We start from the raw sequence: 25,111 nt of genomic DNA on the forward strand, positions 1-25,111 counted from the left end.
TGGCGGGGCGTCGGGGGCGTGCGTACGTGGGGATCTCGGGGTGGGTCTACCCGAATTGGCGCGGCGAGTTCTACCCGAAGGGGCTCCGCCAGGCCGACGAGCTCGACTATGCCGCGACGCACCTCGGCTCGGTCGAGATCAACGGCTCGTTCTACTCGCTGCAGCGGCCGGGGAGCTGGGTGCGCTGGCGCGATGCCGTGCCCGAGGACTTCGTCTTCGCCGTCAAGGGGCCGCGGTTCATCACGCACGTGAAACGCCTCGGCGACATCGACGGACCCATGGCGAACTTCTTCGCGTCGGGACTGCTCGCGCTCGGCGACAAGCTGGGCCCGCTGCTCTGGCAGCTTCCGCCGACGCTCGCCTACGACGAGGCGCTGCTCGACGCGTTCCTCGCGCGCCTGCCGCGCAGCCATGCGGCCGCGGCCGGGCTCGCGCGACACCGTGAGCGGCGGATGACCGGACGCACGTCCTACGCGCTGCGGGCCACTCCCGAGCGGCCGCTCGAGCACGCCGTCGAGGTGCGGCATCCGAGCTTCGAGGAGCACGCGGACGCGTGGGCGTCGCTGCTCGAACGGCACGGCGTGGCATCCGTCACCGCCGACACCGCCGGGCGCTACCCGCGGATCGACCGCACGACCGCGACCTTCGCCTATGCGCGCCTGCACGGCGACCGGGAGCTCTACGTGTCGGGGTACGACGAGGAGGGGCTCGATCGATGGGAGGCCTGGATGCGCGGCCACCTCGACGCCGGCCGCGACGCCTACGCGTACTTCGACAACGACGTGAAGGTGCGCGCGCCGTTCGACGCCATGGCGCTCATCGAGCGGCTCGCGCGGGCCTGACGGCGCCCTCGGGTTCCCGGCGAGGCCTCCCCCGCGCGCGGCACATGGGGCACGATGGGGAGATGGGCAAGAAGCACCGTCCGGTCGTCCCCCATCTCACCGACGCCCAGTGGGATCGGCTCGTCGCGCATGGCGTCCCGGTCGACGTCGCGGTCGGCGACATGCTGTTCCGCACCGGGGACCGCTGGTACGACCTCATCCTCGTCGAGAGCGGTTCGGTCGAGGTGGTGCGCGACGCCCTGCCCTGGGTGGGCGAGACCTCGATCGTCACCCTCGGACCGCGCACGTTCGTCGGCGAGCTGGGGCTGCTGAACGGGCAGCGGGCGTTCCTGTCGGCGCGCGCGACGGAGGGCGGCCGCATGTACCGTGTCGACCATGCGGCGCTCCAGCGGCTGATGGCCGAGGACGACGAGCTCTGCGACCTGCTGCTGCGCACGCTGTGGGCGCGCCGCGACTTCCTGCGGCGGGGTCCGGCCGCCCTGTCGCTGAAGATCGTCGGCACCCAGCGTTCGGCGGGTGCCACGGCCCTGCGCCGGTACGCCGAGCGCCTCGAGCTCGCGCACACGTGGGTCGATGCCGACGACCCCGAGACCGCGGCCCACATCTTCGAGCACGGCTTCTCGCGCGGCGACCTGCCCGTCGCGATCGTGCAGGGCGAGAACGTGCGCAACGCGACGCCCGGCCAGGTCGCCGAGATGCTCGGCCTCGCCTACGTGAACGACGACGACACGGCCGCCGACCTGGCCGTCGTGGGCGGTGGGCCCGCCGGTCTCGCCGCGGCGATCTACGGCGCGTCGGAGGGGCTCCGCACGGTGCTGCTCGACTCGATCGCGCCCGGCGGGCAGTCGGCGGCGACGTCGCGGATCGAGAACTACCTCGGGTTCCCGTTCGGCGTGAGCGGCGACGCGCTCACGGGGCAGGCCTCGCTGCAGGCGTTCAAGTTCGGCGTGCGGGTGTTCGCCCCGTGCGAGGTCGCCGGCCTGCAGGACTCGGGCGATCCACTCACGCTCACGCTGGCCGACGGCCGCCTCGTGCACGCCAGGTCGGTCGTGATCACCACCGGGGCGCAGTACCGCACGCTCGACCTCGACCGGTGGAGCGAGTTCGAGGGAGCAGGCATCTTCCACGCGGCCACGTCGCTCGAGCTCCGGCAGGTCATCGACGCGCCCGTCGTCATCGTCGGGGGTGCGAACTCCGCGGGCCAGGCTGCGCTCTACCTCGCCGCGAACGGCTGCCCCGTGCGGCTGGTCGTGCGCGCCGACGGCCTCTCCTCGGAGATGTCGAGCTACCTGGTGGACCGCCTCGCCGAGGACCCGCGCATCCAGGTGCACACGCGCACCCGGGTGGCAGCGCTGCACGGCGGCGAGACCCTCGAGCAGGTGACCCTCGAGGGCGACACGGATGCCACGGTGGACTGCCGCGGCCTGTTCTGCTTCATCGGGGCGCAGCCAGCAACCGACTGGGTCACGCAGCTCGAGCGCGACGAGCACGGCTTCGTGCGCACGGGCGATGACATCCGGAGCCTCGGCCCCGCCTGGGCCGCCCTGCGACGGTCGCCGCTGCCGTTCGAGACGAGCCTGCCCCGCGTGTTCGCCGCGGGCGACGTGCGCCGCGGCTCGATGAAGCGCGTCGCCGCCGCCGTGGGCGAGGGGTCGAGCGCCGTCGCCTCGGTGCACCGGGCGCTGGCCGACGTCACCTGAGCCGCTGAGGGCACACCTCAGGCGACCCGGGGTTCGTCGTGGCGCGCGGCCACCCCGGCGTCGCCAGCATCGTTCCGTCGCGGCGCACGGCGAGCACGTCGATCTGCTCGCGGCCGGTCGCCTCGTCGAGGGCGGCCACGCCCCCGGCGACGATCGCGGTGGCCATGACGTCGGCGGTGACGATGTCCGCCGCGGCGACGCTGACCTGCACGAACGACGCGTCACCCACGTCGGTGGGCGACCAGATGTGGTCGCCGCGCTCGGCCGTGCCCGACGTCGCGACCGCGCGCCGAGCGCCATCGCCACCGCCACCGCCATCGCCATCGCCGCCGTCACCGCTTCCGAGTGCCATCGACGCCAGGAGCGTCCGGTGGTCCCGCGGGTCGACGATGCCGATGATCCACGCCGAGCCGTCGGCGCGCGCACCGCTCACGAGCACGTCCCCACCGGCATCCACTCCCCACTCGTCGACCCCCGTCGCCGCGATCGCCTCCCCCGCCTCGGCGATGGCAAGGGCCTTCACGACACCGTTCAGGTCGATCACCCCGTCGGCCCGGTGCGGCGTGAACGCGCCACCCGTGCGCCCTCGCCATTCCACGGCGAGCGCGTAGGCGTCGCGGAGCTCCACGCTCGCGTCGACCAGGGCGAGCTCGCCCCTGGCGACCCTGCTCAGCTCGGAGTCGGGCCGATACAGGCTGCACCGGCGGTCCCACCGCTCGAAGACGGATGCCGCGACCGCCGTCGCGCGTGCCGCCACCACCTCGCTTCCGCCCGCGCGCACGCTCACGACCGTGCCCATCGCGGCGAACGCGTTCGGCGGAAGCGTTCGATCGGTCATCATCAGAACCCCGCGGCGTCGAGCGCGGCCTGGAGGGACTGCACGTAGGCGTCGCTCGTGTAGGTGGCGCCGCTGACGAAGGAGACCGACGCGGACTGCGAGTGGAGCACCTCGTCCCGCAGGATCGGCGCGGCCCGGTTGCTGATCGACACCGAGCGTCCGTCATGGTCGGTGAGCTGCAACGGCGTGACGTCGGTGATGGCGCCGCCCGAGATCGTGACCTGCACCTGCACGTCGCCGAACCGGGTGCCGACGGTCGTGCCCGCGTAGGTGCCGTCGGCGACACCGGATGCGGCCTGCTGGGTCGTCGAGCCGGTGGCGGCGGCATCCGTCGCGTCGGTCGCCCCGCTCGACGAACCCGACGAGGCATCCGTGCCGCCCGTCGTCGTCGAGGTGCCGCCCTTCGACGCGGCGGTCGGGGCGGGATCGGTGGCCGCCGTGCCGAGCTGCCAGCCCGTGAGGAGGACCGCGGCCGAGGCCGCGGACGCGATGACGAGCGCTCGTGCCCTCACCAGTCGAACCTCTCGTGGTGGATCTGCTCGGGGCGCAGGCCCGCCGCCCGGGCCTCGGCGACGACCGCCTCGGACCAGCCGAGCGGACCGCACACGTAGACGTCGGAGTCGACGACGGCCGGCGCGAACTCGACGAGCGAGAGGCCCTGCCGTTCGGCGTCGGCGCTCAGCCATCCCGCACCGCGCGGACCCGGGATGGTGATGAGGGTGGCGCCACGCGCCCGGCACAACTCGCCCATCTCCTGCAGCAGCCATCCCTCGTCGGCGCTCCTGGTGCGCAGGAGCACCGTCGCCTCTCCCGGCCGGAAGCGCGCCGACTCGAGCAGCGACCTGACCGGCGTGACGCCGATGCCCGCCGCGACGAGCACCAGACGGCTCCGGCTGCGGGATGCCTCGCTGAAGATGCCGTACGGCCCCTCGAGCGCGACGCGCGTCCCGGGCCGGATGCTCGCCAGCCCCGCCGAGCCATGACCGAGGGCGCGCACCGTGATCCGGAGCGCTCCGCCCCGCGGCGCCGCCGACAGCGAGTATGGGTGCGCCTGCCACCACTGCCCTCGGGTCAGGAACCGCCACACGAAGAACTGCCCGCCGGTGGCGCCGAGCCGCTCGAGGTCGTCGCCGCGCAGCCGGATCGAGACGACGCCGTCGCCGGCCGGCCCCACCGGCTCGACCGCCTCGACCACGAGCCGGTGTCGCAGGGTTCGGTACGCGGGCATGCCGAACCGGTACACGACGACGGCCGCGAACGCCGCGATCGTGAGCAGCAGCCAGTACCACCGCTGCCACGTCCCCTCGGCGAACAGCCCGCCGAGGCTGAACTGATGGGGCAGCGCGGCGAGCACCGCCCCGTAGACGAGCAGGTGGATGCCGTGCCACACCTCGTACCGGAACCGTCGGCGCACGGCGACCAGCGAGGTGACGACGATCGCGACGAAGAGCCCGAGGCCAAGTACCGCGAGCGGGATGTCGGGCGTGCTCCACAGTGCGACGACCTCGCCGATGAACCCGCTGCCGTCGGCCACCGCATACCCGGCCACGAGCAGCACCGTGTGCGCGAGCAGGAGGTACAGCACCGGCTTGCCGAGCTTGCGGTGCAGGCCCATCGCGGCATCCTGCCCGACGGCCCGCTCGATGAGCGGCACGCGGGCCGCGAGCACGAGCATGACGAGCACGAGGTCGGTCGCGACGAGCCCGGCCACGATCCCGAGCGCCGTCAGGGCGCCGCCGGGATCGCCGATCCCCATCGCCCCGCCGTCGGCGAGGAACAGCGCGACCGCCACGGCCACCGTGGCCACCGCGGCGGCCTGCAGCAGGTCGACCCGCCACAGGCGACGCGAGGCCCTGCGCCGCTCGGGCGCCGCGACGTCTCGCGATCCGCGCTCGAGGCCCCGTGCGTCGTGCAGGAGGAATGCCATGAGGACATGGTCGGCGCCGCCGCTATCGACCCCCATTGGACCGCCCGGGCATTGGCTGGGAACGCGATCCGCCGCCCAGGCCAGGCTCCACCTCAGCCCGCGACGCCGGCCCGCCCGCCGAACCGGCGCGCCACGGCGGACCCGGCCAGCACCACGGCGACGCCCACGGCGCACCCGATGACCGTCTCGATCACGCGATCGGCGACGAGGCCGCCGAGATCGACGGGAGCCGCGATCCACGCCACCACGAGCGCGAGCGGCGTGATGCAGAGCAACGCGGCGCCGTAGTGCCGGCCCACGAGGATCTCGGCGCCGAACTGGGAGACGCCGACCACGAGCACGAGCAGCCACACCGGCGGGGCGGGCCAGAGCACCAGTGCCGCGACCACCACGCCGCCGACGGTGCCGAGCACGCGGTGCACCGCCCGAGACAGCGAGTGCGCCGCGCCGGCCGGCGGCACCACCGCGATGACGCTCACCACCGCCCAGTACGGATGCCCCGGTCCGAAGGCCAGCGCGAGCGCTCCGGCGACGAGCGCACCCGCACCGTTCTGCCCGACGCTCAGCCAGACGCGCGGATCGCGCACGGCACCCGGGCGGGGAACCGGCGCCCTCGGCAGGTCCTTCAGCACGGCGCGCGTCGCCTCACTCCCGAAGCGACGCAGGAGCCAGCCCGACAGGGTGAGGGCCACGGCGAAGGCGGCCGACACGACAGCGATGCCGATGCGGAGCACGACCTCGCCGGCGGGCGTCGGCACCTGCGCACAGACGAGGAGCCCGAACACGAAGAACAGCGTGGTCGGCGGCGAGAGCGGGGCGGCGTTCACGACCACGACGCCCCCCGCGATCACGGCCACGAGCACGATCGCCTCGACCCACAGCGGGGCGGATGCCGCGGCCAGCGCCGTGCCCGCAGCGACGCTCACGACGAGGCCGGTGGCCGCCACGATCACGGTGCGTGCGCGCACCCGGTACCGCTCGCCACGACCGAAGATCGCGGCCATGCCGCCGAACGCCGCATACGGCGCCAGGTCGGGGCGCCCGACCAGCACGAGGATCGCGAGCGGCACGACCGCCGCGACGGCCGCGCGGAACGCGACCTCGACCTCGAGGCTGCGCCACGCACGCGACCTCGCGGCGGACTCGCCCGCGGTCACAGCTTCTCGATCGGCGCGATCTTGATCAGGAGCTTCTTCTGGCCCGCCGTGTCGAAGGCCACGTGGGCGATGCGCTTGGTGCCCTCGCCCGTGACCTGGGTGACCTTGCCGTCGCCGAAGTCGACGTGCCGGATGCGGTCGCCGGCCGCGAGCGTGAGGTCGCCGTTGTCGCGCACCGTGCCCGTGACCCGGTTCGCCCACTCGGTCTTGGGGCCGGCACTCCTGGTGACGCTGAACCGCTCGAGGTCGCGGTCGCGGGTGCCCCACGCCCCGCCCTGCCCCGGACCGCGCCGGGCGTTGAGCGCCCGCGGCTGGGTGCCGCCGCGGGAGTTGGCCATGCCCGGCGACTGCTTCCAGTCGATGAGCCCCTCGGGGATCTCGCTGAGGTAGCGCGACGGCATCGCTACGGCCACCTCGCCGAACTGCGCTCGGCTCATCGCCAGTGAGAGGAAGAGGCGCTTGCGGGCGCGGGTGATGCCGACGTAGAACAGGCGCCGCTCCTCGGCAGGACCGCCGGGCTCGGACGCGGACATCTGGTGCGGCAGCAGGCCCTCCTCGAGCCCGGTGAGGAACACCGCGTGGTACTCGAGGCCCTTCGCCGTGTGCAGCGTCATGAGGGAGACCGTGCCCGATGCGTCGTCGAGCTCGTCGGCCGCGGCGACGAGCGACACCTGCGTGAGGAAGTCGACGAGCGTCGCACCGGGGTTCTCGCGATCGAAGTCGCGGGTCTGGGCGACGAGCTCCTCGACGTTCTCGGCCCGCGTCTCGTCTTGTGGGTCGCGGCTGTTGCGCAGCGCGTCGATCAGGCCCGAGCTCTCGAGCAGGAACACGAGCACGTCAGAGACCTTCGAGGCGCCCTCGTTGGTGCCCGCCGCGACGCCTGCCGCCGACGGCACGAGCATGGCGGCCGCCTCGTCGAGCACGTTCGCGAGCCGAAGGATCGCGCCCGTGACCTTCGGCCCGAGCCCGAGCCCGTCGGCGGCGCGCATCGCCTGCCGGAACGTCAGCGCGTTCTGCTCGGCGAAGCTCGCGAGCGCCGTCTCGGTGGCGGGGCCGATGCCGCGCTTCGGGGTGTTCAGGATGCGCCGCAAGGCGAGCTCGTCGAGCGGGTTCGCGACGGCGATGAGGTACGCCATCGCGTCCTTGATCTCGGCGCGCTCGTAGAACTTCGTGCCGCCGACGACGCGGTAGGGCAGCGCCGAGCGCACGAAGATCTCCTCGAGCGCACGCGTCTGCGCGTTGGTGCGGTAGAACACGGCGATGTCGCGATAGGCCACGCCGGCGCGGTGCAGCACCTCGATCTCATCGGCGACGAACTGCGCCTCGTCGTGGGCCGTGTACCCGGTGTAGCCGGTGATCTGGTCGCCATCTCCGTCGGCCGTCCAGAGTTTCTTCTCCTTGCGGTCGAAGTTGTTCGAGATGACCGCGTTCGCCGCCGACAGGATGTTCTGCGTCGACCGGTAGTTCTGCTCCAGGAGCACGACCTTCGCACCGGGGAAGTCGCGCTCGAACTCGACGATGTTGCGGATGTCGGCACCGCGGAATGCGTAGATCGACTGGTCGGAGTCGCCGACGACGGTGAGGCTCGCGCCCGGGATGCCGCCCGAGGCATCCACCAGCGGAGCCACGTTGACGCCGTGCTGCTCCATCTCGACCACGCGGTCGGCCGGGACCGGCTGGGTGAGCTCCCGGATGAGCGAGTACTGCGCGTGGTTCGTGTCCTGGTACTCGTCGACCAGGATGTGGCGGAACCGCCGCTGGTAGAGCGAGGCCACCTTGGGGAACGCGCGGAAGAGGTAGACGGTCTCGGCGATGAGGTCGTCGAAGTCGAGCGCGCTCGCGTCGCGGAGCCGCCGCGTGTACTGCCGGAAGATCTCGAGGAACATGACCTCTTGCGGGTCGCTCGTGTTCGCGTTGCGCGCATACGTCTCGACGTCGGCCAGCTCGTTCTTCAGCTTCGAGATCTTCGCCTGGGCGCTCGCGGGCGTGAAGCCCATCGTGTCGGCGTCGAGCTCCTTGATGATGCGCTTGAGGATCGTGCGCTGGTCGGCGGAGTCGTAGATCGTGAACGTCGAGGAGAGCCCGATCGACTCGGCCTCGCGCCGGAGGATGCGCACGCACGCCGAGTGGAACGTCGAGATCCACATGCCGCTCGCGCTCTCGCCGAGCAGTGCCTGCACCCGCTCGCGCATCTCGGCGGCGGCCTTGTTCGTGAACGTGATCGCGAGGATCTGGCTCGGCCAGGCCTCGCGGCTCTCGATGAGGCTCGCGATGCGGTGCGTGAGCACCCTGGTCTTGCCGGATCCCGCGCCCGCGACGATGAGCAGGGCCTGGCCGCGGTACTCCACGGCCTCCCGCTGCTCGGGGTTCAGCCCGTCGGTGAGGCGCGAGCCGGTCGTGGTGGAGGGTGCGGAGGGCGCCTCGCGCCAGCCGGCCGGGTCGTCGGGGTCGAGGATCAGCGTCATGTCCCTGCAATTCTAGGCGCGGCATCCGACACCCACGCCGGCCGATGCGCGGTCGATGACGGATGCCGCGTGCCGCCGCCGCGACGCCGCGTGCCGATGCCGCGCTCAGCCGGCCATCGCGCGCCGCGCCTCGACGCCGAGGTCGGGGTGGTCCACGAAGATCCCGTCGACCCCGGTCGCGATGACCTGCTCGAACTCGCCCATCCAGTCGCCGAACGCCGCCCGGGAGCCGCCGCGTCGATGCGACGCCGAGAGGAACCGGTTCTCGGGACGCAGCGTCCAGGTGAAGACCCGAAGGCCCGCGGAGTGCGCCGCGTCGACCAGGTCGGCGCCGACGAGGGTCGCCGTGCGCGACCGCGACCGTGGCGAGCCGTTCGAGCCGACACGGGGCGCCGCGAGCAGCCGGGCCTTCCCGACGCTCACCCCGTGCACGCGACCGGCGAGGCCGAGCAGCCCCGCCTCGGTCACGTACGCGTCGTACGCGGGGGCCGCCGGCCCGAGCGCCTGCACGACGTCGACCGGCGAGCCGGTCGCCTCCACGAGGAACACCCGCTCGCCCCTGATGCCCCGGGCGCCGAGCCGGTCGAGCACGTCGAGCTCGAACGACTCCATGACGAGGCGCTCGCCGCCCCGATCCCAGCCCGCGTCGTCGAGCTCGGCGGCGAAGAGCTCGTCGAGCGGAAGCCCGATCGCCGCGAAGTGGCTGGCGTGCTTGAACTCCGCGACCATGCGCACGAGCCGGCGCTGCTCGTCGGCGGCCGTGTCGATCAGCTCGAACAGGTCGCGCAGCCGCAGGATCGGATACCGGCCGTCGAAGCTGGCGCTCGACTGGCGGAGGCTCCCGAGCCGCTCCTTCGCCAGCAGGGTCGAGAGCTCCGCCCATGTGAAGTCCTCGGTGAACCATCCCGTGAGCACGGCGCCGTCGACCTCGCGCGAGGTGCGGCGGGACGCGAACTCGGGCCTCGACGCGACATCCGTCGTGCCCGAGATCTCGTTCTCGTGCCGCAGCACGAGCACGCCGTCGCGCGAGGCCACGATGTCGGGCTCCACCGCGTCGGCGCCGAGCGCGAACGCGAGCTCGTACGCCGACCGCGTGTGCTCGGGCCGGTACCCGGACGCACCCCGGTGCCCGATCACCATCGGGAACGCGCCGGAGTCGTGCAGCATGGGCCTCAGCGTAGCCACGCACCGTGCGCATCCGCGGGAATCCGCGCGGAACTCTGGGCGTTGTCCCTGCTACGACCGGTAGATTGGTGCGTGGCACGGATGCCGCATCCGGTCGCCTGTCCCCCGCACCGACGACAGCCGAAAGCAGAGGAACCCATGGCTCTCGACAATCCCGCGTTCTCGCGGAATTCCGCCTTCTCACAGCAGGGAGCCGTCGCGGCCACGCAGAACGTGTCCGCGCAGCAGCTCCAGGAGCTGTACGACAAGCCCGCGACGCTTCCCGACCGCGAGGTCATGACCGTCGAGAACACCATCGCGAAGACCGCCGCCGCGTTCGGCGTGCTCCTGGTGTTCGCAGCGGTGGGCTGGCTGCTCACGCCCTCGATGCCGTGGCTGTTCTGGGCGTTCTCGATCGTCGGCTTCGTGCTCGCGCTGGTGAACATCTTCAAGAAGGAGCCGTCGCCCGCCCTGATCCTCGCGTACTCGGCCGCCCAGGGCGTCTTCATCGGCGGCATCTCGGTGATCTACGAGTCGGCCTACTCGGGCATCATCGCCCAGGCCGTCATCGGCACGATCGCCGTCTTCGGCGTCACCCTCGCGCTGTTCGCGAGCGGCAAGGTGCGCGCGTCGAAGAAGGCCACCAAGGTCTTCCTCATCGCGATGGTCGGCTACCTCGTGTTCTCGCTCATCAACCTCGTCCTCATGTGGACCGGCGTGAACCAGGACCCGTGGGGCCTCTACGGCGCGGAGATCGCCGGCATCCCGCTCGGCCTCGTCATCGGCGTGCTGGTCATCATCATGGCGGCCTACTCCCTGGTGCTCGACTTCGACATGATCCAGCAGGGAGTGCGCAACCGCGCCCCCAAGAAGTACGGCTGGACCGGCGCCTTCGGCATCATGGTCACCGTCATCTGGCTCTACCTCGAGATCCTGCGGTTCCTCGCCATCGCGCGCAACTAGCCCTCGAGGCACTCACGTCGGAACGGCCGCCCTCGGGCGGCCGTTTCGCATTCCACCCAGCTCGATCGGCGGCCCAGTCTCATCGAGTGCGAACGGATGCCGCGGCCGACTCCTCTGGGCGCCGAGCACGCGACCTGCGTCCCGCCAACGCGACCACGCGGTCGCGCACCGGCGCCAGGCGCTCGGCCAGGGCGACACGCATGAGGGCGGTGGATGCCACGCGCAGGCGCTGCGTGGGTCGCCGCCTGGCCCTGTCGTAGGCCGCCAGGGCGTCGGCTGGGGGCATCCGCTCGAGCAGGTCGCCGAGCGTGACCGCGTCGATGAGGGCCTCGCAGGCGCCTCGACCGAGGTTGGGGGTCATGGCGTGGGCGGCGTCGCCGACGAGCACGACGTTGCCGCGGTCGTAGGACGAGAGGCGCGGCGTCGTCCAGATGCGCTGGGCGAGCGTCGTCTCGGGGGTCGCGGCCGCGAGCACGCGGCGGAGCGCCGGCGCGGCGTCCCGATGGCGGTGGCGGGCGAGTTCGATCGCCTCGCCCACGTCGACGTGCCGTGGCCCGAGGTCGGAGCGGAACGAGGTGTACCAGTTCGTGCCGTCCCGATGCGGGCCGAGTCCGAAGAGCTGCCCCCGCCCCCAGTACTCCCCGAGCTCAGCGGGCGACAGCACGTCGGGCACGACCCCCCGAACGGCCAAGGCGGGCGTCGATCGGGCATCGGCCCCCGTGCCCCAGTTGCGCCGGCGCACCGCGCTGTGCACGCCGTCGGCGCCGACGACCACGTCGGCCTCGATGCGGTCGGGCTCTTCGACTCGCTCCGTGACGCGGTTCACCGTATCGGGCACCGCCGCGTCGAGCGCCGCGAGGAGGTCGTGTCGACCGAGCAGCAGGCCGTCGGCGGGCACGTTCGCCAAGGCCATGCCCGATTCGCTCCAGAGCGGGAAGCGGTCGAGCGCGATGCCGACCCCTCGGAGCCGGTCGAGCACGCCGATCCGCGCGAGTGCCTCCTTCGCCTCGGGCCACATCGCCAGGCTCGTGCCGGTGGTCGGCAGCTCCGCCCGCTGTTCGTGCAGGGTGACATCGAAGCGAGTCGGGTCGAGCACTGCGGCCAGCGCCGATCCGGCGATGCCGCCGCCGATGATGTCGACGGTGATCCGATCCATGCGTGCAGGCTACTACGTTTGTAGTGCCAATGCACTACTTCTGTAGTGATTGGCTACACTCTCGGCATGGACCGCCGCACGCTCGTCGCCGACGCAGCCCTCGGCATCGTCGCGGGGCAGGGCATGAAGGCCCTCACGCACCGCGCCGTCGATGTCGCATCGGGTTCCCCCGAAGGCACCACGTCGAACTACTTCCGCACCCGCGCCGCACTCGTGGCTGCAGCCGTCGACCGGCTCGAGGAGCGGGATCTGGCGCTGTGGTCGGTCGGCACAGACGAAACGACCGCACCCCCACTGCCTGACGGGCCGGAAGCCCTGGCGGAGTCGCTGGCGGCGTACGTGGCGATCCTCGCCGGGCCGCAGGCCGACCTCACCCGCGCCCGCCTCGTGCTCTCGCTGGCCGAGCCCGACGCGGTCGCCGCCGGGCACGCTCGCTTCATGAGGGTCGCGCGGGGCATGGTCGAGGCATCCGGCATCGACCGCGCCGACCAACGGGCGCGCTGGCTCGCCGACTACTGCGACGGGGTGCTGCTGCACCAGCTCACGGCGCGACGCGGGGAGCCGTTCGACCGCGCGGAGGCCGAGTCGGCCATCGGGCGCCTGCTCGCCTGAGCGGCGCTCACTCCCACTCGATGGTGCCCGGCGGCTTCGACGTGACGTCGAGCACCACCCGGTTCACCTCGGGAACCTCGTTGGTGATGCGGTTCGAGATCTTCGCGAGCACGTCGTACGGCAGGCGCGTCCAGTCGGCGGTCATCGCGTCCTCCGACGACACCGGGCGCAGCACGATGGGGTGCCCGTAGGTGCGGCCGTCGCCCTGTACGCCGACCGAGCGCACGTCGGCGAGGAGCACGACCGGGCACTGCCAGATCTCCTGGTCGAGGCCGGCCGCGGTGAGCTCCTGGCGCGCGATCGCGTCCGCCTCGCGGAGCAGGTCGAGCCGCTCGCGCGTGACCTCGCCGACGATGCGGATGCCGAGACCGGGCCCGGGGAACGGCTGGCGTCCCACGATGGCCTCCGGCAGCCCCAGCTCGCGCCCGATCTGGCGCACCTCGTCCTTGAAGAGCGTGCGCAGCGGTTCGACGAGCTCGAACTGGAGGTCGTCGGGGAGGCCGCCCACGTTGTGGTGGCTCTTGATGTTCGCGGTGCCCGTGCCGCCGCCCGACTCGACCACGTCGGGATACAGCGTGCCCTGGACGAGGAACCGGATCGGCTCACCGTCGGCCGCCGCCTCGGCGACGAGGTCGCGCTCGGCGCGCTCGAACGCGCGGATGAACTCGCGGCCGATGATCTTGCGCTTCTCCTCGGGATCGCTCACCCCGGCGAGCGAATCGAGGAACGTGTCGACGGCGTCGACAGTGACGAGGCGGATGCCGGTCGCCGCCACGTAGTCCTCCTCGACCTGCCGGCGCTCGTCCTTGCGGAGGAGGCCGTGGTCGACGAAGACGCACACGAGCTGGTCGCCGACGGCCTCGTGCACGATGGCGGCCGCGACGGCGGAGTCCACGCCGCCCGAGAGCCCGGCGATCACGCGGGCCGAGCCGACCTGCTCGCGGATGCGAGCGACCTGCTCGGCGATGACGTTGCCCGAGTTCCAGTCGGCGGGGATGCCGGCTGCGCGGTGCAGGAAGTTCTCGATGACCCGCTGGCCGAACTCGGAGTGCTTCACCTCGGGGTGCCACTGCACGCCGTAGAAGCCCTGCTCGTCGTTCGCGAACGCCGCGACGGGGGTCGTCGCCGTGGAGGCGAGCACCTCGAAGCCGTCGGGCGCACGAGACACCGAGTCGCCGTGGCTCATCCACACGGTCTGCGCCTCGGGCTGGCCCGAGAGCAGCGCGTTGTCGTCGTCGGTGCGCGCGGTCACGGCGGTGGACCCGTACTCGCGGTGGCCGGTGTGTGCGACCTCGCCGCCGAGCTGCTGCGCCATCACCTGGAAGCCGTAGCAGATGCCGAGCGTGGGCACGCCGAGCTGCAGGATGCCCTCGTCGAGTGCGGGCGCACCGGCCTCGTACACCGACGACGGCCCGCCCGAGAGCACGATGCCCACGGGGTTCTTCGCGCGCACCTCGTCGGCGGTGATCGTGTGCGGCACGATCTCGGAGTAGACGGATGCCTCGCGCACGCGCCGCGCGATCAGCTGCGCGTACTGGGCGCCGAAGTCCACCACGAGCACCGGGCGCTGGTCGGTCGGCTGCTCGGCGGCCGCCGCCGACGCGGTGGGCTGCAGGAGCGGCTCGGTCGTGCCGGCCGTGGCCGTCTCGTCGGTCGGCTCGGTCGTGCCGGTCGGCTGGTCGGTCACTGCTGGGCCTCCACGGTGTCGGTGGTGCTCGTCGCCGCATCCGGAGCACCGGAGGAGGCGTCGGACGCGGTCGACGAAGCCGTCGCGGCCGCGGCGTCGGCTTCGCGTCGGTCGAGGTACGTGCGCACCTCACGGCCGATGCGCGCCTCGAGGATGAACGAGAGGAACGGGATGATGCCGCCGAGCGCGATCAGGATGAACCGCGTGAACGGCCAGCGCATGAGGCTCCAGAGGCGGAAGTCGCTGAAGAGGTAGACCACGTAGAACCAGCCGTGCACCATGAGGATGCCGGTCGAGAGGTTCACGGCCGTCACGGTGTCGATCGGCACGAAGGCGAGGAAGCCCTGGGGACCGCCGAGCTCGAGCTCGAGGCCGAACCCGTACTTCAGGATCATCTCGGTGCAGAGCAGCAGCAGCAGCACACCGGTGATGACCGAGGCCACCTGGTAGAAGCGCAGCGCCCCGCGAATGCGCGGCAGATCGGCGAGTTTCGGCTCGAGGGGCATGCCTCCAGTCTACGGCGCGTCGACGAGCTCCCGGGGCACGACGAAGACGTCGACGAGCGCCCCGCCTCGCCACACCGTCATCTCGACCTGCCGGTCGATCGCATCCTCGACCATGAGCCGCTGGATCGTGGTGGCCGTGACGACGCCCTTGCCGTCGAGCGAGACGACGATGTCGCCGCGCAGGATGCCCGCGAGCTCGGCCGGGCTGCCGGGCGCGACGCCGGCGACCTGCAGTCCCGTCGGCGAGCCGATGCGCGCCGCCAGCTCGGGCGCGAGCTGCACTCGCGCGCCGGCGATGCCCAGCCACGCCCGCCGCACCCGACCGACGCGGGTCAGCGTGTCGATGATCTCGCGAGTCGCCCGGTTGATCGGCACGGCGAGTCCGAGGCCCACGCCGGCGACGGCGGTGTTGACCCCGACCATGCGACCCTGTCCGTCGGCCAGCACGCCGCCGGAGTTCCCGGGGTTGAGCGCGGCATCCGTCTGGATCACCTCGTCGATGACCCGCCCCGACGCCGTCGGCAGCGACCTGCCGAGGTTCGACACGATGCCCGCGGTGACGCTGCCGGACAGGCCCATCGGGTTGCCGAGCGCGACCACCAGCTGGCCCACCTGCAGCGTGGTGGCCTCGCCGAGCGGCACGGGCGGCGGCACGGGACCCCTGGCGCGGAGCACGGCCAGATCGGACAGCACATCGCGGCCGACGACGTCGACGGTCACGGAGGTGCCATCGCCGAACGTCGCCTCGGCGGACACGGAGCCGACGACCACGTGCGCGCTCGTCAGCAGGACGCCGTCATCGGAGATCACGCTCGCACTGCCCGCACCCCCGCCGCGCGGCGAGCGAACGGCCAGGCTCGCGACGCTCGGCAGCACTTCGCGCGCGACGCGGGTGACGACGGCCGAGTAGGCGTCGAGGGGGTCCTCTTCGTGGTCCACACCGGAATCATCGCCCCGCGGCGGAGACGCGGTTCCCGAGTTCGCCGCTGGCGGAACGGTCAGTCGCGGGTGTCGCCGCCGGCAGGCCCGGCGCCCGCTGCTGCCCCGGGTTCGGCGGCCCGCGCCGCCTCCGCGGCATCCTTGGCCTCCTCGGCCTCTGCCGCCTCGTCGCGCTCGCGCTCCACGGCGTCGCGGACCAGGCGGTACCAGAGGAAGATCGCGAACCCCGCGAACACCGCCCACTCGACGGCGTAGAAGATGTTGAGCCAGTTGAGCTCGACCGACTCCTCGGGCGGCGGCGACGAGATCGCGTCGAGCCCGGCGATGGGCTCGGCCGCCGTGACGTAGGCGAAGTACACGGGCCGGTCGTCGTAATCGGCCCAGACGTTGATGAGCTGCGCCACTGCGACGCTGCGGATCGCCAGAGGATCCTGGTCGTCCTCGGGCGCGATCGGCGCCTCGCTCGGGAGGAAGCGTCCGACCACCGTCACCTCACCGCCGGCGGCGACGTCCGCGTCGAAGCGCGCGGCGGCCTCGCGGGCGGTGTCGAGGTCGTCGGTCCAGCCGAGGGCGACGGGAAGGCCGCCCGGCGTGGCATCCGTCACCTCGAGGTGCGCCACCGGCCAGTACCCCATGACGCCGTCGTTCAGGCGACCCTCGACCACCACGGTGTCGCCGGCCACGAACGTGCCCGACACCTCGACGCGCTGGCCGGTCGAGGCCTGCAGGGTGGGTCCGTCGGGCTCGGCCACGTCGGCGAGGGGCCGCACCTCCTCGGTCGGCCGCTCCACTACCACGGCCTGTTGGACGGCGCGCTCGAGCTGCCACTGGCCGAGCAGCGCGAACGCCGCGGCGATGCCGAGGGCGAGCAGGAGCGCGAGCACCCAACGCGGGCGCAACATCATCTGGAGCATCAGGCCTCGGTGTCTCCGCCCGCGCCCTCACGGACGGCCCGGAAGACGACCTCGATGCCGTCGGTCGGCCCGACCGCGACGAGGGTGTCCCCGGCGAGCAGGACGTAGTCGGCCGGGGGCGACGGGTGCGCGTGGTCGTCGCGCACCACGGCCACGAGCACGACTCCGGATGCCGCAGGCAGGTCGCCGATGGTGCGCCCGGCGATCGCGTCGTCGGCTTCGATCGTGACCCAGTCGATCGGCACTCCGGGCAATTCGTCGAGCTCGGCGATGGACTCCACGATGCGCGTGCCGCCGAGCAGCTCGGCAACGGTGCGCGCCTCGTCCTCGTCGAGCCGCACGGAGATCGCCTCATCGTCGTCGCGTGCGCCGGCGGGCCTGCTCACGAGGTCGCTGGAACCGGTGCGGTGCGCCACGACCGCGATCTCGGCCCCTTCCATCGTGGTGATGGAGTGCAGCACGCCGACCCCGGGGAGGGTGACCCGGCGGACATCAACCATGGCGCGGACTCTCCTCGGTCGGGGGTGGTTCGCGCCCCAGTCTAATCTCGCCCGCTCAGTCGACCTTGACGATGTCGGGCGCCTCCAGCCGCACCCGGTCGGCGGACTCGTCGTCGGGCTGCTGCTGCGACTCGCGCTCGGCGGCGACGCGCTGCAGGTAGCGCTCGACCTCGAGCGCCTCGCGGGCCTCGTCCCAGCCGAGCACGCCGCCCATGAGCCGCGCGGCGACCGGCGCGGCCGACACCCCGCGGTCCCACGCCTCGATCGAGATGCGCGTGCGGCGCGCGAGCACGTCGTCGAGGTGCAGGGCGCCCTCGTGCGAGGCCGCGTACACGACCTCAGCGCCGAGGTAGTCGTCGGCTCCCGGCAGCGGCTCGCCCAGCGAGGCATCCGCGCGGATCAGGTCGAGCAGCTCGTCGGTCATCGTGCCGTAGCGGTTCAGCAGGTGCTCGATGCGCACCTTGTGCACCCCGAACGCCTTGGCGATCTTGCCGCGCTTGTTCCACGCGGCCTGGTAGCCCTCCGCCCCGAGCAGCGGGATCTCCTGGGTGGTCGACGGCGGCACGCGGCCGTCCATCGCGTCGGCCGCGGCGTCGATGGCGTCCTTCGCCATCACGCGGTACGTCGTCCACTTGCCGCCGGCCACGACGACGAGGCCGGGCACGGTGTGCGCGACGATGTGCTCGCGCGAGAGCTTCGAGGTCTGGTCGCTCTCGCCCGCGAGCAGCGGACGCAACCCGGCGTACACGCCCTCGACGTCTTCGCGGGTGAGCGGCACCGCGAGCAGCGCGTTCACGTGCTCGAGCAGGTAGTCGATGTCGGCGGCGGTCGCCGCGGGGTGCGCCTTGTCGAGGTTCCAGTCGGTGTCGGTCGTGCCGATGAGCCAGTGCCGGCCCCACGGGATCACGAACAGCACGCTCTTCTCAGTGCGGAAGATCATGCCCATGGCCGACTGGATGCGATCGCGCGGCACCACGAGGTGGATGCCCTTCGACGCGCGCACCTTGAACGTGCCGCGCTCCCCGACCATGCGCTGCGTGTCGTCGGTCCACACGCCGGTGGCGTTGACGACCTGCTTCGCGCGGATCTCGAAGTGCTCGTCGGTCTGCAGGTCGTGCGCCTTGACGCCGACGACCCGCTCGCCGACCTTCACGAAGCCCTCGACCTTGACGCGGCTCGCGACGTGCGCGCCGTAGAACGAGGCCGTGCGGGCGAGGCTGGCCACGTAGCGGGCGTCGTCGACCTGTGCGTCGTAGTACGTGAGGCCGCCCACCAGCGCGTCGTTCGACAGTGACGGGATGGCGCGCATGACCTGCCGCTTCGACAGGTGGCGGTGGTGCGGCACGCCCGGCGGGCGCCCGCCGGTGTAGCTGAAGACGTCGTAGAGCAGCATGCCGGCGCCCACGTAGATGCGCTCGAACACCCGCCGCTTCAGCGGGTAGAGGAAGCGCACGGGCTTCACGAGGTGCGGCGCGATGCGCTGCAGCAGCAGCCCCCGCTCGATGAGCGCCTCGCGGACGAGGCGGAAGTCGAGCTGCTCGAGGTACCGGATGCCGCCGTGCACGAGCTTCGACGAACGGCTCGAGGTGCCCGACGCCCAGTCACGGGCCTCGAGCAGGCCGGTGGAGAGCCCGCGCGTCACCGCGTCGAGCGCCGCGCCCGTGCCGACGATGCCGCCGCCGACCACGATGATGTCGAGTTCCTTCTCCTTCAGCCGCCGGATCGCGGCCTCGCGCTCCTCGGGCCCGAGCTTGGTCGAGCGCGTCACCGACTTCTGCGTCGTCAGCCTCTGTGTCGCCATCGTCGCTCTCCGTCCCCGCGGCCGCACGACGCCGCCGCGTGATCCCGTTCCACGCTACCCGCTGGGTACGACGGATGCCACGGACGCGCAGGGGCTTGCGGCGAGGACTCAGGCGCCCTGGTACGGCGCGACGACGACCTCGACGCGCTGGAACTCCTTGAGGTCGGAGTATCCAGTGGTCGCCATGGAGCGCCGCAGGGCGCCCACGAGGTTCGCGGTGCCGTCCGCAGCGGGCGCCGGGCCGTAGAGGATCTCCTCGAGCGCGGCGACCTGGCCCACGTGCACGCGCTGCCCGCGCGGGAGCTTCGAGTGGTGCGCCTCGGCGCCCCAGTGGTAGCCGCCGCCGGGCGCGTCGGTCGCCCGGGCCAGGGCCGCGCCGAGCATCACCGCATCGGCGCCGCAGGCGATGGCCTTCACGATGTCGCCCGACTTGCCGACGCCGCCGTCGGCGATGACGTGCACGTAGCGGCCGCCGGACTCGTCGAGGTAGTCACGACGCGCGCCCGCGACATCCGCCACCGCCGTGGCCATGGGCGCATGGATGCCGAGCGTGGCACGCGTGGTCGAGGCGGCGCCGCCGCCGAACCCGACGAGCACGCCCGCCGCGCCCGTGCGCATGAGGTGGAGGGCCGCGGTGTAGGTGGCCGCGCCGCCGACGATGACCGGCACGTCGAGCTCGTAGATGAACTTCTTGAGGTTCAGCGGCTCCTGGTTCTTCGAGACGTGCTCGGCCGAGACCGTGGTGCCCCGGATCACGAACAGGTCGACGCCGGCCGCGACGACGGTCTCGTAGAGCTCCTGCGTGCGCTGCGGCGAGAGCGCCCCCGCGACCGTGACCCCCGCCGCGCGGATCTCCGCGAGCCGGGCGGTGACGAGGTCGGGCTTGATGGGCTCGGCGTAGAGCTGCTGCATCCGCTCGGTCGCCTGCTCGGGCGTGAGGTTGCGGATCTCGGCGAGCACGGGCTCGGGGTCCTCGTAGCGGGTCCAGAGGCCCTCGAGGTCGAGCACGCCCAGGCCGCCGAGCTCGCCCATCATGATCGCCGTGCGGGGCGACACGACCGAGTCCATCGGCGCGGCCAGGAACGGGAGGTCGAACTGGTACGCGTCGATCGACCAGCCCACCGAGACATCCTCGGGGTCGCGCGTGCGGCGGCTGGGAACGATGGCGATGTCGTCGAACGCGTAGACGCGGCGGCCCCGCTTTGAGCGGCCGATCTCGATCTCCTGGGTCACCCCTCAACCCTAGCGAACGGGTCCGGCGCGGCCCGCAGGCGCCCGCATCCGCCGCAGCCGGCTCACCGCTCGCGCACCACGCGCCCCTCATCCCACACGGGCGCATCCGCCTCGACGACCTCGCCGTCGGAGCGGAACACCACGAACCGGTCGAAGCTGCGCGTGAACCACCGATCGTGGGTGACCGCGAGCACCGTGCCGTCGAAGCGCGACAGCGCGTCCTCGAGCGCCTGCGCCGAGACGAGGTCGAGGTTGTCGGTGGGCTCGTCGAGCAGCAGCAGGGTGGCGCCCGACAGCTCGAGCATCAGGATCTGCAGGCGCGCCTGCTGCCCGCCCGACAGCGACTCGAAGCGCTGCTGGGCGGATGCCGCGAGCCCGTACCGGTCGAGCGCCGAGCTCGCCGCCTCCCTCGCCATGCCGTCGCGGTTCGCGTCGCCGCGATGCAGGATGTCGAGCAGGGTGCGCCCGCGGAACTCGGGGTGCTCGTGGTTCTGCGCGAACCACCCGGGCACCACGCGAGCGCCGAGCACCGCCCGGCCGGCGTGCGGCACCCGCGCGAGCGTCTCCCCCACGGTCGTGACGTGGCCGAGCGTGCGATCGGGCTCCGTGCCGCCGCCCGCGAGCAGCCTCAGGAAGTGCGACTTGCCCGACCCGTTCGAGCCGAGCACCGCGACGCGGTCGCCGTACCAGACCTCGAGGTCGAACGGCCGCATGAGGCCGGTGAGCTCGAGCCCCTCGCACACGACGGCGCGCTTGCCCGTGCGGGCGCCCCTCAGCCTCATCGACACGTCGTGCGCCGGCGGCCGCTCCTCGGGCGGCCCGGCCTCCTCGAACTTGCGCAGGCGCGTCACCGCCGCCTGGTAGCGCGACGCCATGCCGTCGTTGTACGTCGCCTTCACCTTGAGCGTCGCGACGAGCTGCCTCAGCGCCGCGTGCTGCTCGTCCCATCGGCGTCGCAGCTCGTCGAGCCGCTCGAAGCGCTCCTCGCGAGCCCGGTGGTAGCCCTCGAAGCTCCCGCCGTGCACCCACGCGGTGTTGCCTGCCGCGCCGAGCTCGAGCGTCACGATGCGGTCGGCGGCGCGCGCGAGCAGCTCCCGGTCGTGGGAGACGAGCAGCACCGTCTTCTGCGTCGCGCGCAGCTCGCCCTCGAGCCAGCGCTTGCCGGGCACGTCGAGCGAGTTGTCGGGCTCGTCGAGCAGCAGCACCCGCTCCGGCCCGCGCAGCAGCGCCTCGAGGGCGAGCCGCTTCTGCTCCCCGCCTGAGAGCGTCGAGAGGTCGCGCCACTTCGCGCGCTCGAACGGCAGCCCGAGTGCGGCGGTCGTGCAGTGGTCCCAGACGACCTCCTGCTCGTAGCCGCCCGCCTCCGCGTACTCGGCGAGCGCGGTCGCGTAGCGCATCTGCGCGGCGGTGTCGTCGCGTTCGATGAGGGCGTCCTCGGATGCCTCGAGCTCGAGCGCCGCGTCGCGCACCCGCTTCGGCGCCACCGAGACGAGCAGCCCGGCGACCGAGTGCGAGGCGCCCGGCGCCGTCTGACCGGTGCCGACGAACTGGTCCATCACGCCGAGGCCGCCGTCGACCTGCACGCTGCCCTCGTCGGGTCGCAGCTCACCGCGGATGATGCGCAGCAGGGTCGACTTGCCCGCGCCGTTGGCCCCGATGAGCGCGGTCGTGCGTCCCTCGGTGACACGGAACGCGAGGTCGGCGAGCAGCGGCCGGCCGTCGGGCAGCGAGAAGGAGACGCCGTTGACGTCGATGAAACCCATGCGAGTGTCCGTTCGGTTCGCGGCATCCGCCACGGCGCCCGAAGGCAGCCGATCAGACTATCGCCACGCGGCATCCGTCGCCACCTCGCCCGAGTCGTGCGGCAAGCTGGAGGCATGCAACGCGTCGCCGCCGAACCGCTCGATGTCCTTCGCACCCGCACGAGCGCGAAGTGGCGCTCCTACCCCGACGACGTCCTGCCGCTGCCCGTCGCCGAGATGGACTACCCGCTCGCCGAGCCGATCGCCAGGGCCCTGCACGCCGCCGTCGATCGCTCGGACACGGGGTACGTCGCGAGCAGTCGCCCCGTCGCCGAGGCCTTCCAGGGTTTCGCCGACGCGCGGCTCGGCTGGGACGTCGACCCCGCCCGCGTGACCTGCACCGCCGACGTCAGCCTCGGCAACGTCGAGGTGCTCCGCCGCGTCACCCGACCCGGCGACGGCGTCATCATCACACCGCCGGTCTACCACCCGTTCTTCGACCTGCTGCCCGAAGCAGGGGCCACGGTGGTCGAGGTGCCGCTCCTCGGCGGCATCGACGAGGGCTGGTCGCTCGACCTCGACGGGATCGACGCCGCGTTCGCGGCGGGCGCACGGGCGATGCTGCTCTGCAATCCGCACAACCCGACGGGCACGATCCCGGATGCCGCCGAGCTGGCCGCACTGGCCGAGATCGCCGCCCGCCACGACGCGACCATCGTGTCGGACGAGGTGCATGGTCCCCTCGCGCAGCCGGGCACGCCCTACACGCCGTTCCTCACGGTGTCGGATGCGGCCCGCGAGCACGGGATCGCGGTCACCGCCGCCACGAAGGCCTTCAACCTCGCCGGGCTCAAGACCGCGCTCATCGTCACGGCGAGCGAGCGGGGCGACCGCGTTCGGGGCTCGCTGCCGTACGAGGTGGAGTGGCGCACGAGCCAGTTCGGCGCGATCGCGACGATCGCGGCATTCCGCGAGGGCGGCCCGTGGCTCGACGGCGTGCTGGCGAGCCTCGACGACAACCGCCGGCTGCTCGCCGACCTCGTCGCCGACGAGCTGCCCGGCGTGCGCTACCGGATGCCGGACGCCACGTACCTCGCCTGGCTCGACCTCACGGCGCTCGGCTGGGGCGACGACCCGGCCGCGTACGCGCTGGAGCACGCCCGGGTCGCCCTCGCGAACGGACCGATGTTCGGTGCCGTCGCCGGTCGCGGGTATGCCCGCCTCAACTTCGCGTGCACGCCCGAGGTGCTCGACGAGGCGGTGCAGCGGCTCGCCGAGGCCCGGAGGTGACGTGACGGAAGCGTGTCGCGGCTTCGCCGCGCCACGCTGACCTTCACCGCGTGTAGTTCGGCGCCTCCACGACGATCTGCACGTCGTGGGGGTGCGACTCCTTGAGCCCGGCCGGAGTGATGCGGACGAAGCGGCCCTTCGCCTTCAGCTCCTCGACCGTGCGCGCACCGACGTAGAACATCGACTGGCGGAGCCCGCCGATGAGCTGGTAGGCCACGGCGGAGAGCGGACCACGGAACGGCACCTGGCCCTCGATCCCCTCGGGGATGAGCTTGTCGTCGGAGGGGACATCCGCCTGGAAGTAGCGGTCCTTGGAGTACGAGGTCTTCTTGCCGCGGGTCTGCAGCGCGCCGAGCGAGCCCATGCCGCGGTACGTCTTGAACTGCTTGCCGTTCTGGAAGACGAGCTCACCGGGGCTCTCGGCGGTGCCCGCGAGGAGCGAGCCGAGCATGACGGTGTCGGCACCGGCGACGAGCGCCTTCGCGATGTCGCCCGAGTACTGCAGCCCGCCGTCGGCGATGAGCGGCACGCCGGCCGGCTTCGTCGCCTTGGAGGCCTCGTACACAGCGGTCACCTGCGGCACGCCGACCCCCGCGACGACGCGCGTCGTGCAGATCGAACCTGGGCCGACCCCGACCTTGACCGCGTCTGCGCCGGCGTCGACGAGCGCCTGCGCGCCCTCGCGGGTCGCGACGTTGCCGCCGATCACGTCGATGTGCGCGAACGACGGGTCGGACTTGAGGCGGCGGATGATGTCGAGCACGCCCGCGCTCTCGCCGTTGGCCGTGTCGACGACGAGCACGTCGACGCCCGCGTCGCGGAGCGCCTCGGCACGCTCCCACGCGTCGCCGAAGAAGCCCATGGCCGCGCCGACGCGGAGACGGCCCTCTGCATCCTTCGTGGCGTCGGGGTACTGCTCCGACTTGTCGAAGTCCTTCACCGTGATGAGGCCGGTGAGCCGCCCGGCGCCGTCGACGAGCGGCAGCTTCTCCACCTTGTGCTGCGCGAAGATGGCGATCGCCTCGTCGGGGTCCATGCCCACGCGACCGGTGATCAGCGGCATCTTCGTCATGACGTCGCGCACGAGCGTCGACGGCTTCTCGAAGTCGGAGACGAAGCGCATGTCGCGGTTCGTGATGATGCCGACGAGCACGCCGTCGCCGTCGATGACCGGCAGGCCGCTCACCCGGTAGGTCGCGCACAGGTGGTCGACCTCGGCGACGGTCGCATCGGGGGTGGTCGTCACCGGGTTGGAGACCATGCCCGACTCGCTGCGCTTGACCCGGTCGACCATGTCGGCCTGCTCGGCGATCGAGAGATTGCGGTGCAGGATGCCGATGCCGCCCTGTCGCGCCATGGCGATCGCCATGCGCGCCTCGGTGACGGTGTCCATCGCGGCCGACAGCAGGGGGGTCGCGACCTGGATGCGACGGGTGAGGCGCGACGTGGTGTCGGCCTCGCTGGGGATCACGTCGGTGTGACCTGGCAGGAGCAGGACGTCGTCGTAGGTCAGCCCTGTGAATCCGAACGGATCTGCCTGATCCATGTCTCCCCTTCGTTCCGAGTCTGGGTGCGCGCCCGCACGGCGAGGGTCGCGCGACGGGATGCATCAATGTTAAGCGAGTTTGCACGGCGGGCATTCCCCGGATAACAATCGAGGGCCATTGTCTCCGTG

At 72.3% G+C, this 25,111-nt stretch carries 21 protein-coding genes; 5 read left to right on the top strand and 16 right to left on the bottom strand.

What is annotated here, in order from left to right:
- Window positions 1–26 precede the first annotated feature (26 nt).
- Window positions 27–842: a DUF72 domain-containing protein gene (locus AC1DZA_RS18020; RefSeq protein WP_476773786.1), complete on the top strand. Its 816-nt coding sequence runs from the start codon at window positions 27–29 to the stop codon at window positions 840–842.
- A gap of 62 nt (window positions 843–904) precedes the next feature.
- Entirely contained in the window at window positions 905–2,542 is a 1,638-nt protein-coding gene (locus tag AC1DZA_RS18025; protein WP_476773787.1) for an FAD-dependent oxidoreductase, read from the top strand.
- Here AC1DZA_RS18025 and AC1DZA_RS18030 read toward each other — a convergent pair.
- The 6 genes from AC1DZA_RS18030 to AC1DZA_RS18055 all read right to left on the bottom strand — a co-directional run bounded on the left by AC1DZA_RS18030 (window position 2,535) and on the right by AC1DZA_RS18055 (window position 10,096).
- A complete protein-coding gene (locus AC1DZA_RS18030) occupies window positions 2,535–3,380 on the bottom strand; it encodes an FAD:protein FMN transferase (RefSeq protein WP_476773788.1) in 846 nt (281 codons plus the stop codon). The genes AC1DZA_RS18025 and AC1DZA_RS18030 overlap by 8 nt on opposite strands.
- Before the next feature lie 2 nt (window positions 3,381–3,382).
- Window positions 3,383–3,892, bottom strand: coding sequence for an FMN-binding protein (locus tag AC1DZA_RS18035; RefSeq protein ID WP_476773789.1), 510 nt, complete (start codon window positions 3,890–3,892; stop codon window positions 3,383–3,385).
- The gene (locus AC1DZA_RS18040; RefSeq protein WP_476773790.1) at window positions 3,889–5,307 is read right to left on the bottom strand and encodes a ferredoxin reductase family protein; all 1,419 of its coding nucleotides are present in this window, start codon (window positions 5,305–5,307) and stop codon (window positions 3,889–3,891) included. Before AC1DZA_RS18040 ends, AC1DZA_RS18035 begins: the two co-directional genes overlap by 4 nt.
- 92 nt (window positions 5,308–5,399) lie before the next feature.
- Complete coding sequence (locus AC1DZA_RS18045; RefSeq protein ID WP_476773791.1) at window positions 5,400–6,464, bottom strand: FUSC family protein; 1,065 nt, start codon at window positions 6,462–6,464, stop codon at window positions 5,400–5,402.
- Window positions 6,461–8,929 carry an ATP-dependent helicase gene (locus tag AC1DZA_RS18050; RefSeq protein ID WP_476773792.1) on the bottom strand — a complete coding sequence of 823 codons (2,469 nt, stop codon included), beginning with the start codon at window positions 8,927–8,929 and terminating at the stop codon, window positions 6,461–6,463. The genes AC1DZA_RS18045 and AC1DZA_RS18050 overlap by 4 nt, the downstream gene beginning before the upstream one ends.
- Window positions 8,930–9,034: 105 nt before the next feature.
- Window positions 9,035–10,096: a glycerophosphodiester phosphodiesterase family protein gene (locus AC1DZA_RS18055; protein WP_476773793.1), complete on the bottom strand. Its 1,062-nt coding sequence runs from the start codon at window positions 10,094–10,096 to the stop codon at window positions 9,035–9,037.
- Window positions 10,097–10,252: 156 nt separating this feature from the next.
- On the opposite strand from AC1DZA_RS18055, the gene AC1DZA_RS18060 reads away from it, so the two are divergent.
- Window positions 10,253–11,056 (top strand): Bax inhibitor-1/YccA family protein, encoded by an 804-nt coding sequence (locus tag AC1DZA_RS18060; protein WP_309977412.1) that lies wholly within the window; start codon window positions 10,253–10,255, stop codon window positions 11,054–11,056.
- Window positions 11,057–11,135: 79 nt separating this feature from the next.
- On the opposite strand, the gene AC1DZA_RS18065 is transcribed toward AC1DZA_RS18060, so the two are convergent.
- Window positions 11,136–12,212: an FAD-dependent monooxygenase gene (locus AC1DZA_RS18065; protein WP_476773794.1), complete on the bottom strand. Its 1,077-nt coding sequence runs from the start codon at window positions 12,210–12,212 to the stop codon at window positions 11,136–11,138.
- Window positions 12,213–12,278: 66 nt separating this feature from the next.
- On the opposite strand from AC1DZA_RS18065, the gene AC1DZA_RS18070 reads away from it, so the two are divergent.
- A complete protein-coding gene (locus AC1DZA_RS18070; RefSeq protein ID WP_476773795.1) occupies window positions 12,279–12,824 on the top strand; it encodes a TetR/AcrR family transcriptional regulator in 546 nt (181 codons plus the stop codon).
- A 7-nt stretch (window positions 12,825–12,831) separates the two neighbouring features.
- Here AC1DZA_RS18070 and guaA read toward each other — a convergent pair whose 3' ends face one another.
- The 8 genes from guaA to AC1DZA_RS18110 all read right to left on the bottom strand — a co-directional run bounded on the left by guaA (window position 12,832) and on the right by AC1DZA_RS18110 (window position 22,167).
- Window positions 12,832–14,439 (bottom strand): glutamine-hydrolyzing GMP synthase, encoded by a 1,608-nt coding sequence (gene guaA / locus AC1DZA_RS18075; RefSeq protein ID WP_476761622.1) that lies wholly within the window; start codon window positions 14,437–14,439, stop codon window positions 12,832–12,834.
- 68 nt (window positions 14,440–14,507) lie between these two features.
- Entirely contained in the window at window positions 14,508–15,017 is a 510-nt protein-coding gene (locus AC1DZA_RS18080) for a DUF3817 domain-containing protein (protein WP_476761620.1), read from the bottom strand.
- 9 nt (window positions 15,018–15,026) lie between these two features.
- Window positions 15,027–15,956 (bottom strand): S1C family serine protease, encoded by a 930-nt coding sequence (locus AC1DZA_RS18085; protein WP_476773796.1) that lies wholly within the window; start codon window positions 15,954–15,956, stop codon window positions 15,027–15,029.
- A 59-nt stretch (window positions 15,957–16,015) separates the two neighbouring features.
- Window positions 16,016–16,858 carry an SURF1 family protein gene (locus AC1DZA_RS18090; RefSeq protein WP_476773797.1) on the bottom strand — a complete coding sequence of 281 codons (843 nt, stop codon included), beginning with the start codon at window positions 16,856–16,858 and terminating at the stop codon, window positions 16,016–16,018.
- 11 nt (window positions 16,859–16,869) lie between these two features.
- On the bottom strand, window positions 16,870–17,370 hold the full coding sequence (locus tag AC1DZA_RS18095) for a cation:proton antiporter regulatory subunit (protein ID WP_476773798.1): 501 nt from the start codon (window positions 17,368–17,370) through the stop codon (window positions 16,870–16,872).
- A 55-nt stretch (window positions 17,371–17,425) separates the two neighbouring features.
- The gene (locus AC1DZA_RS18100; protein WP_476773799.1) at window positions 17,426–19,171 is read right to left on the bottom strand and encodes a glycerol-3-phosphate dehydrogenase/oxidase; all 1,746 of its coding nucleotides are present in this window, start codon (window positions 19,169–19,171) and stop codon (window positions 17,426–17,428) included.
- Between the two features lie 108 nt (window positions 19,172–19,279).
- Window positions 19,280–20,404 (bottom strand): GuaB3 family IMP dehydrogenase-related protein, encoded by a 1,125-nt coding sequence (locus AC1DZA_RS18105; RefSeq protein WP_309977398.1) that lies wholly within the window; start codon window positions 20,402–20,404, stop codon window positions 19,280–19,282.
- A 62-nt stretch (window positions 20,405–20,466) separates the two neighbouring features.
- Window positions 20,467–22,167, bottom strand: a complete 1,701-nt coding sequence (locus AC1DZA_RS18110) for an ABC-F family ATP-binding cassette domain-containing protein (RefSeq protein ID WP_476773800.1) — start codon at window positions 22,165–22,167, stop codon at window positions 20,467–20,469.
- A 114-nt stretch (window positions 22,168–22,281) separates the two neighbouring features.
- Between AC1DZA_RS18110 and AC1DZA_RS18115 the strand changes: the two genes are divergently transcribed.
- Window positions 22,282–23,436, top strand: coding sequence for a MalY/PatB family protein (locus tag AC1DZA_RS18115; RefSeq protein ID WP_476773801.1), 1,155 nt, complete (start codon window positions 22,282–22,284; stop codon window positions 23,434–23,436).
- 43 nt (window positions 23,437–23,479) lie between these two features.
- Here AC1DZA_RS18115 and guaB read toward each other — a convergent pair whose 3' ends face one another.
- Window positions 23,480–24,982 carry an IMP dehydrogenase gene (gene guaB, locus AC1DZA_RS18120; protein WP_476761349.1) on the bottom strand — a complete coding sequence of 501 codons (1,503 nt, stop codon included), beginning with the start codon at window positions 24,980–24,982 and terminating at the stop codon, window positions 23,480–23,482.
- Window positions 24,983–25,111: the final 129 nt, after the last annotated feature.

The organism is Agromyces sp. P2_B3 (assembly GCF_056404815.1).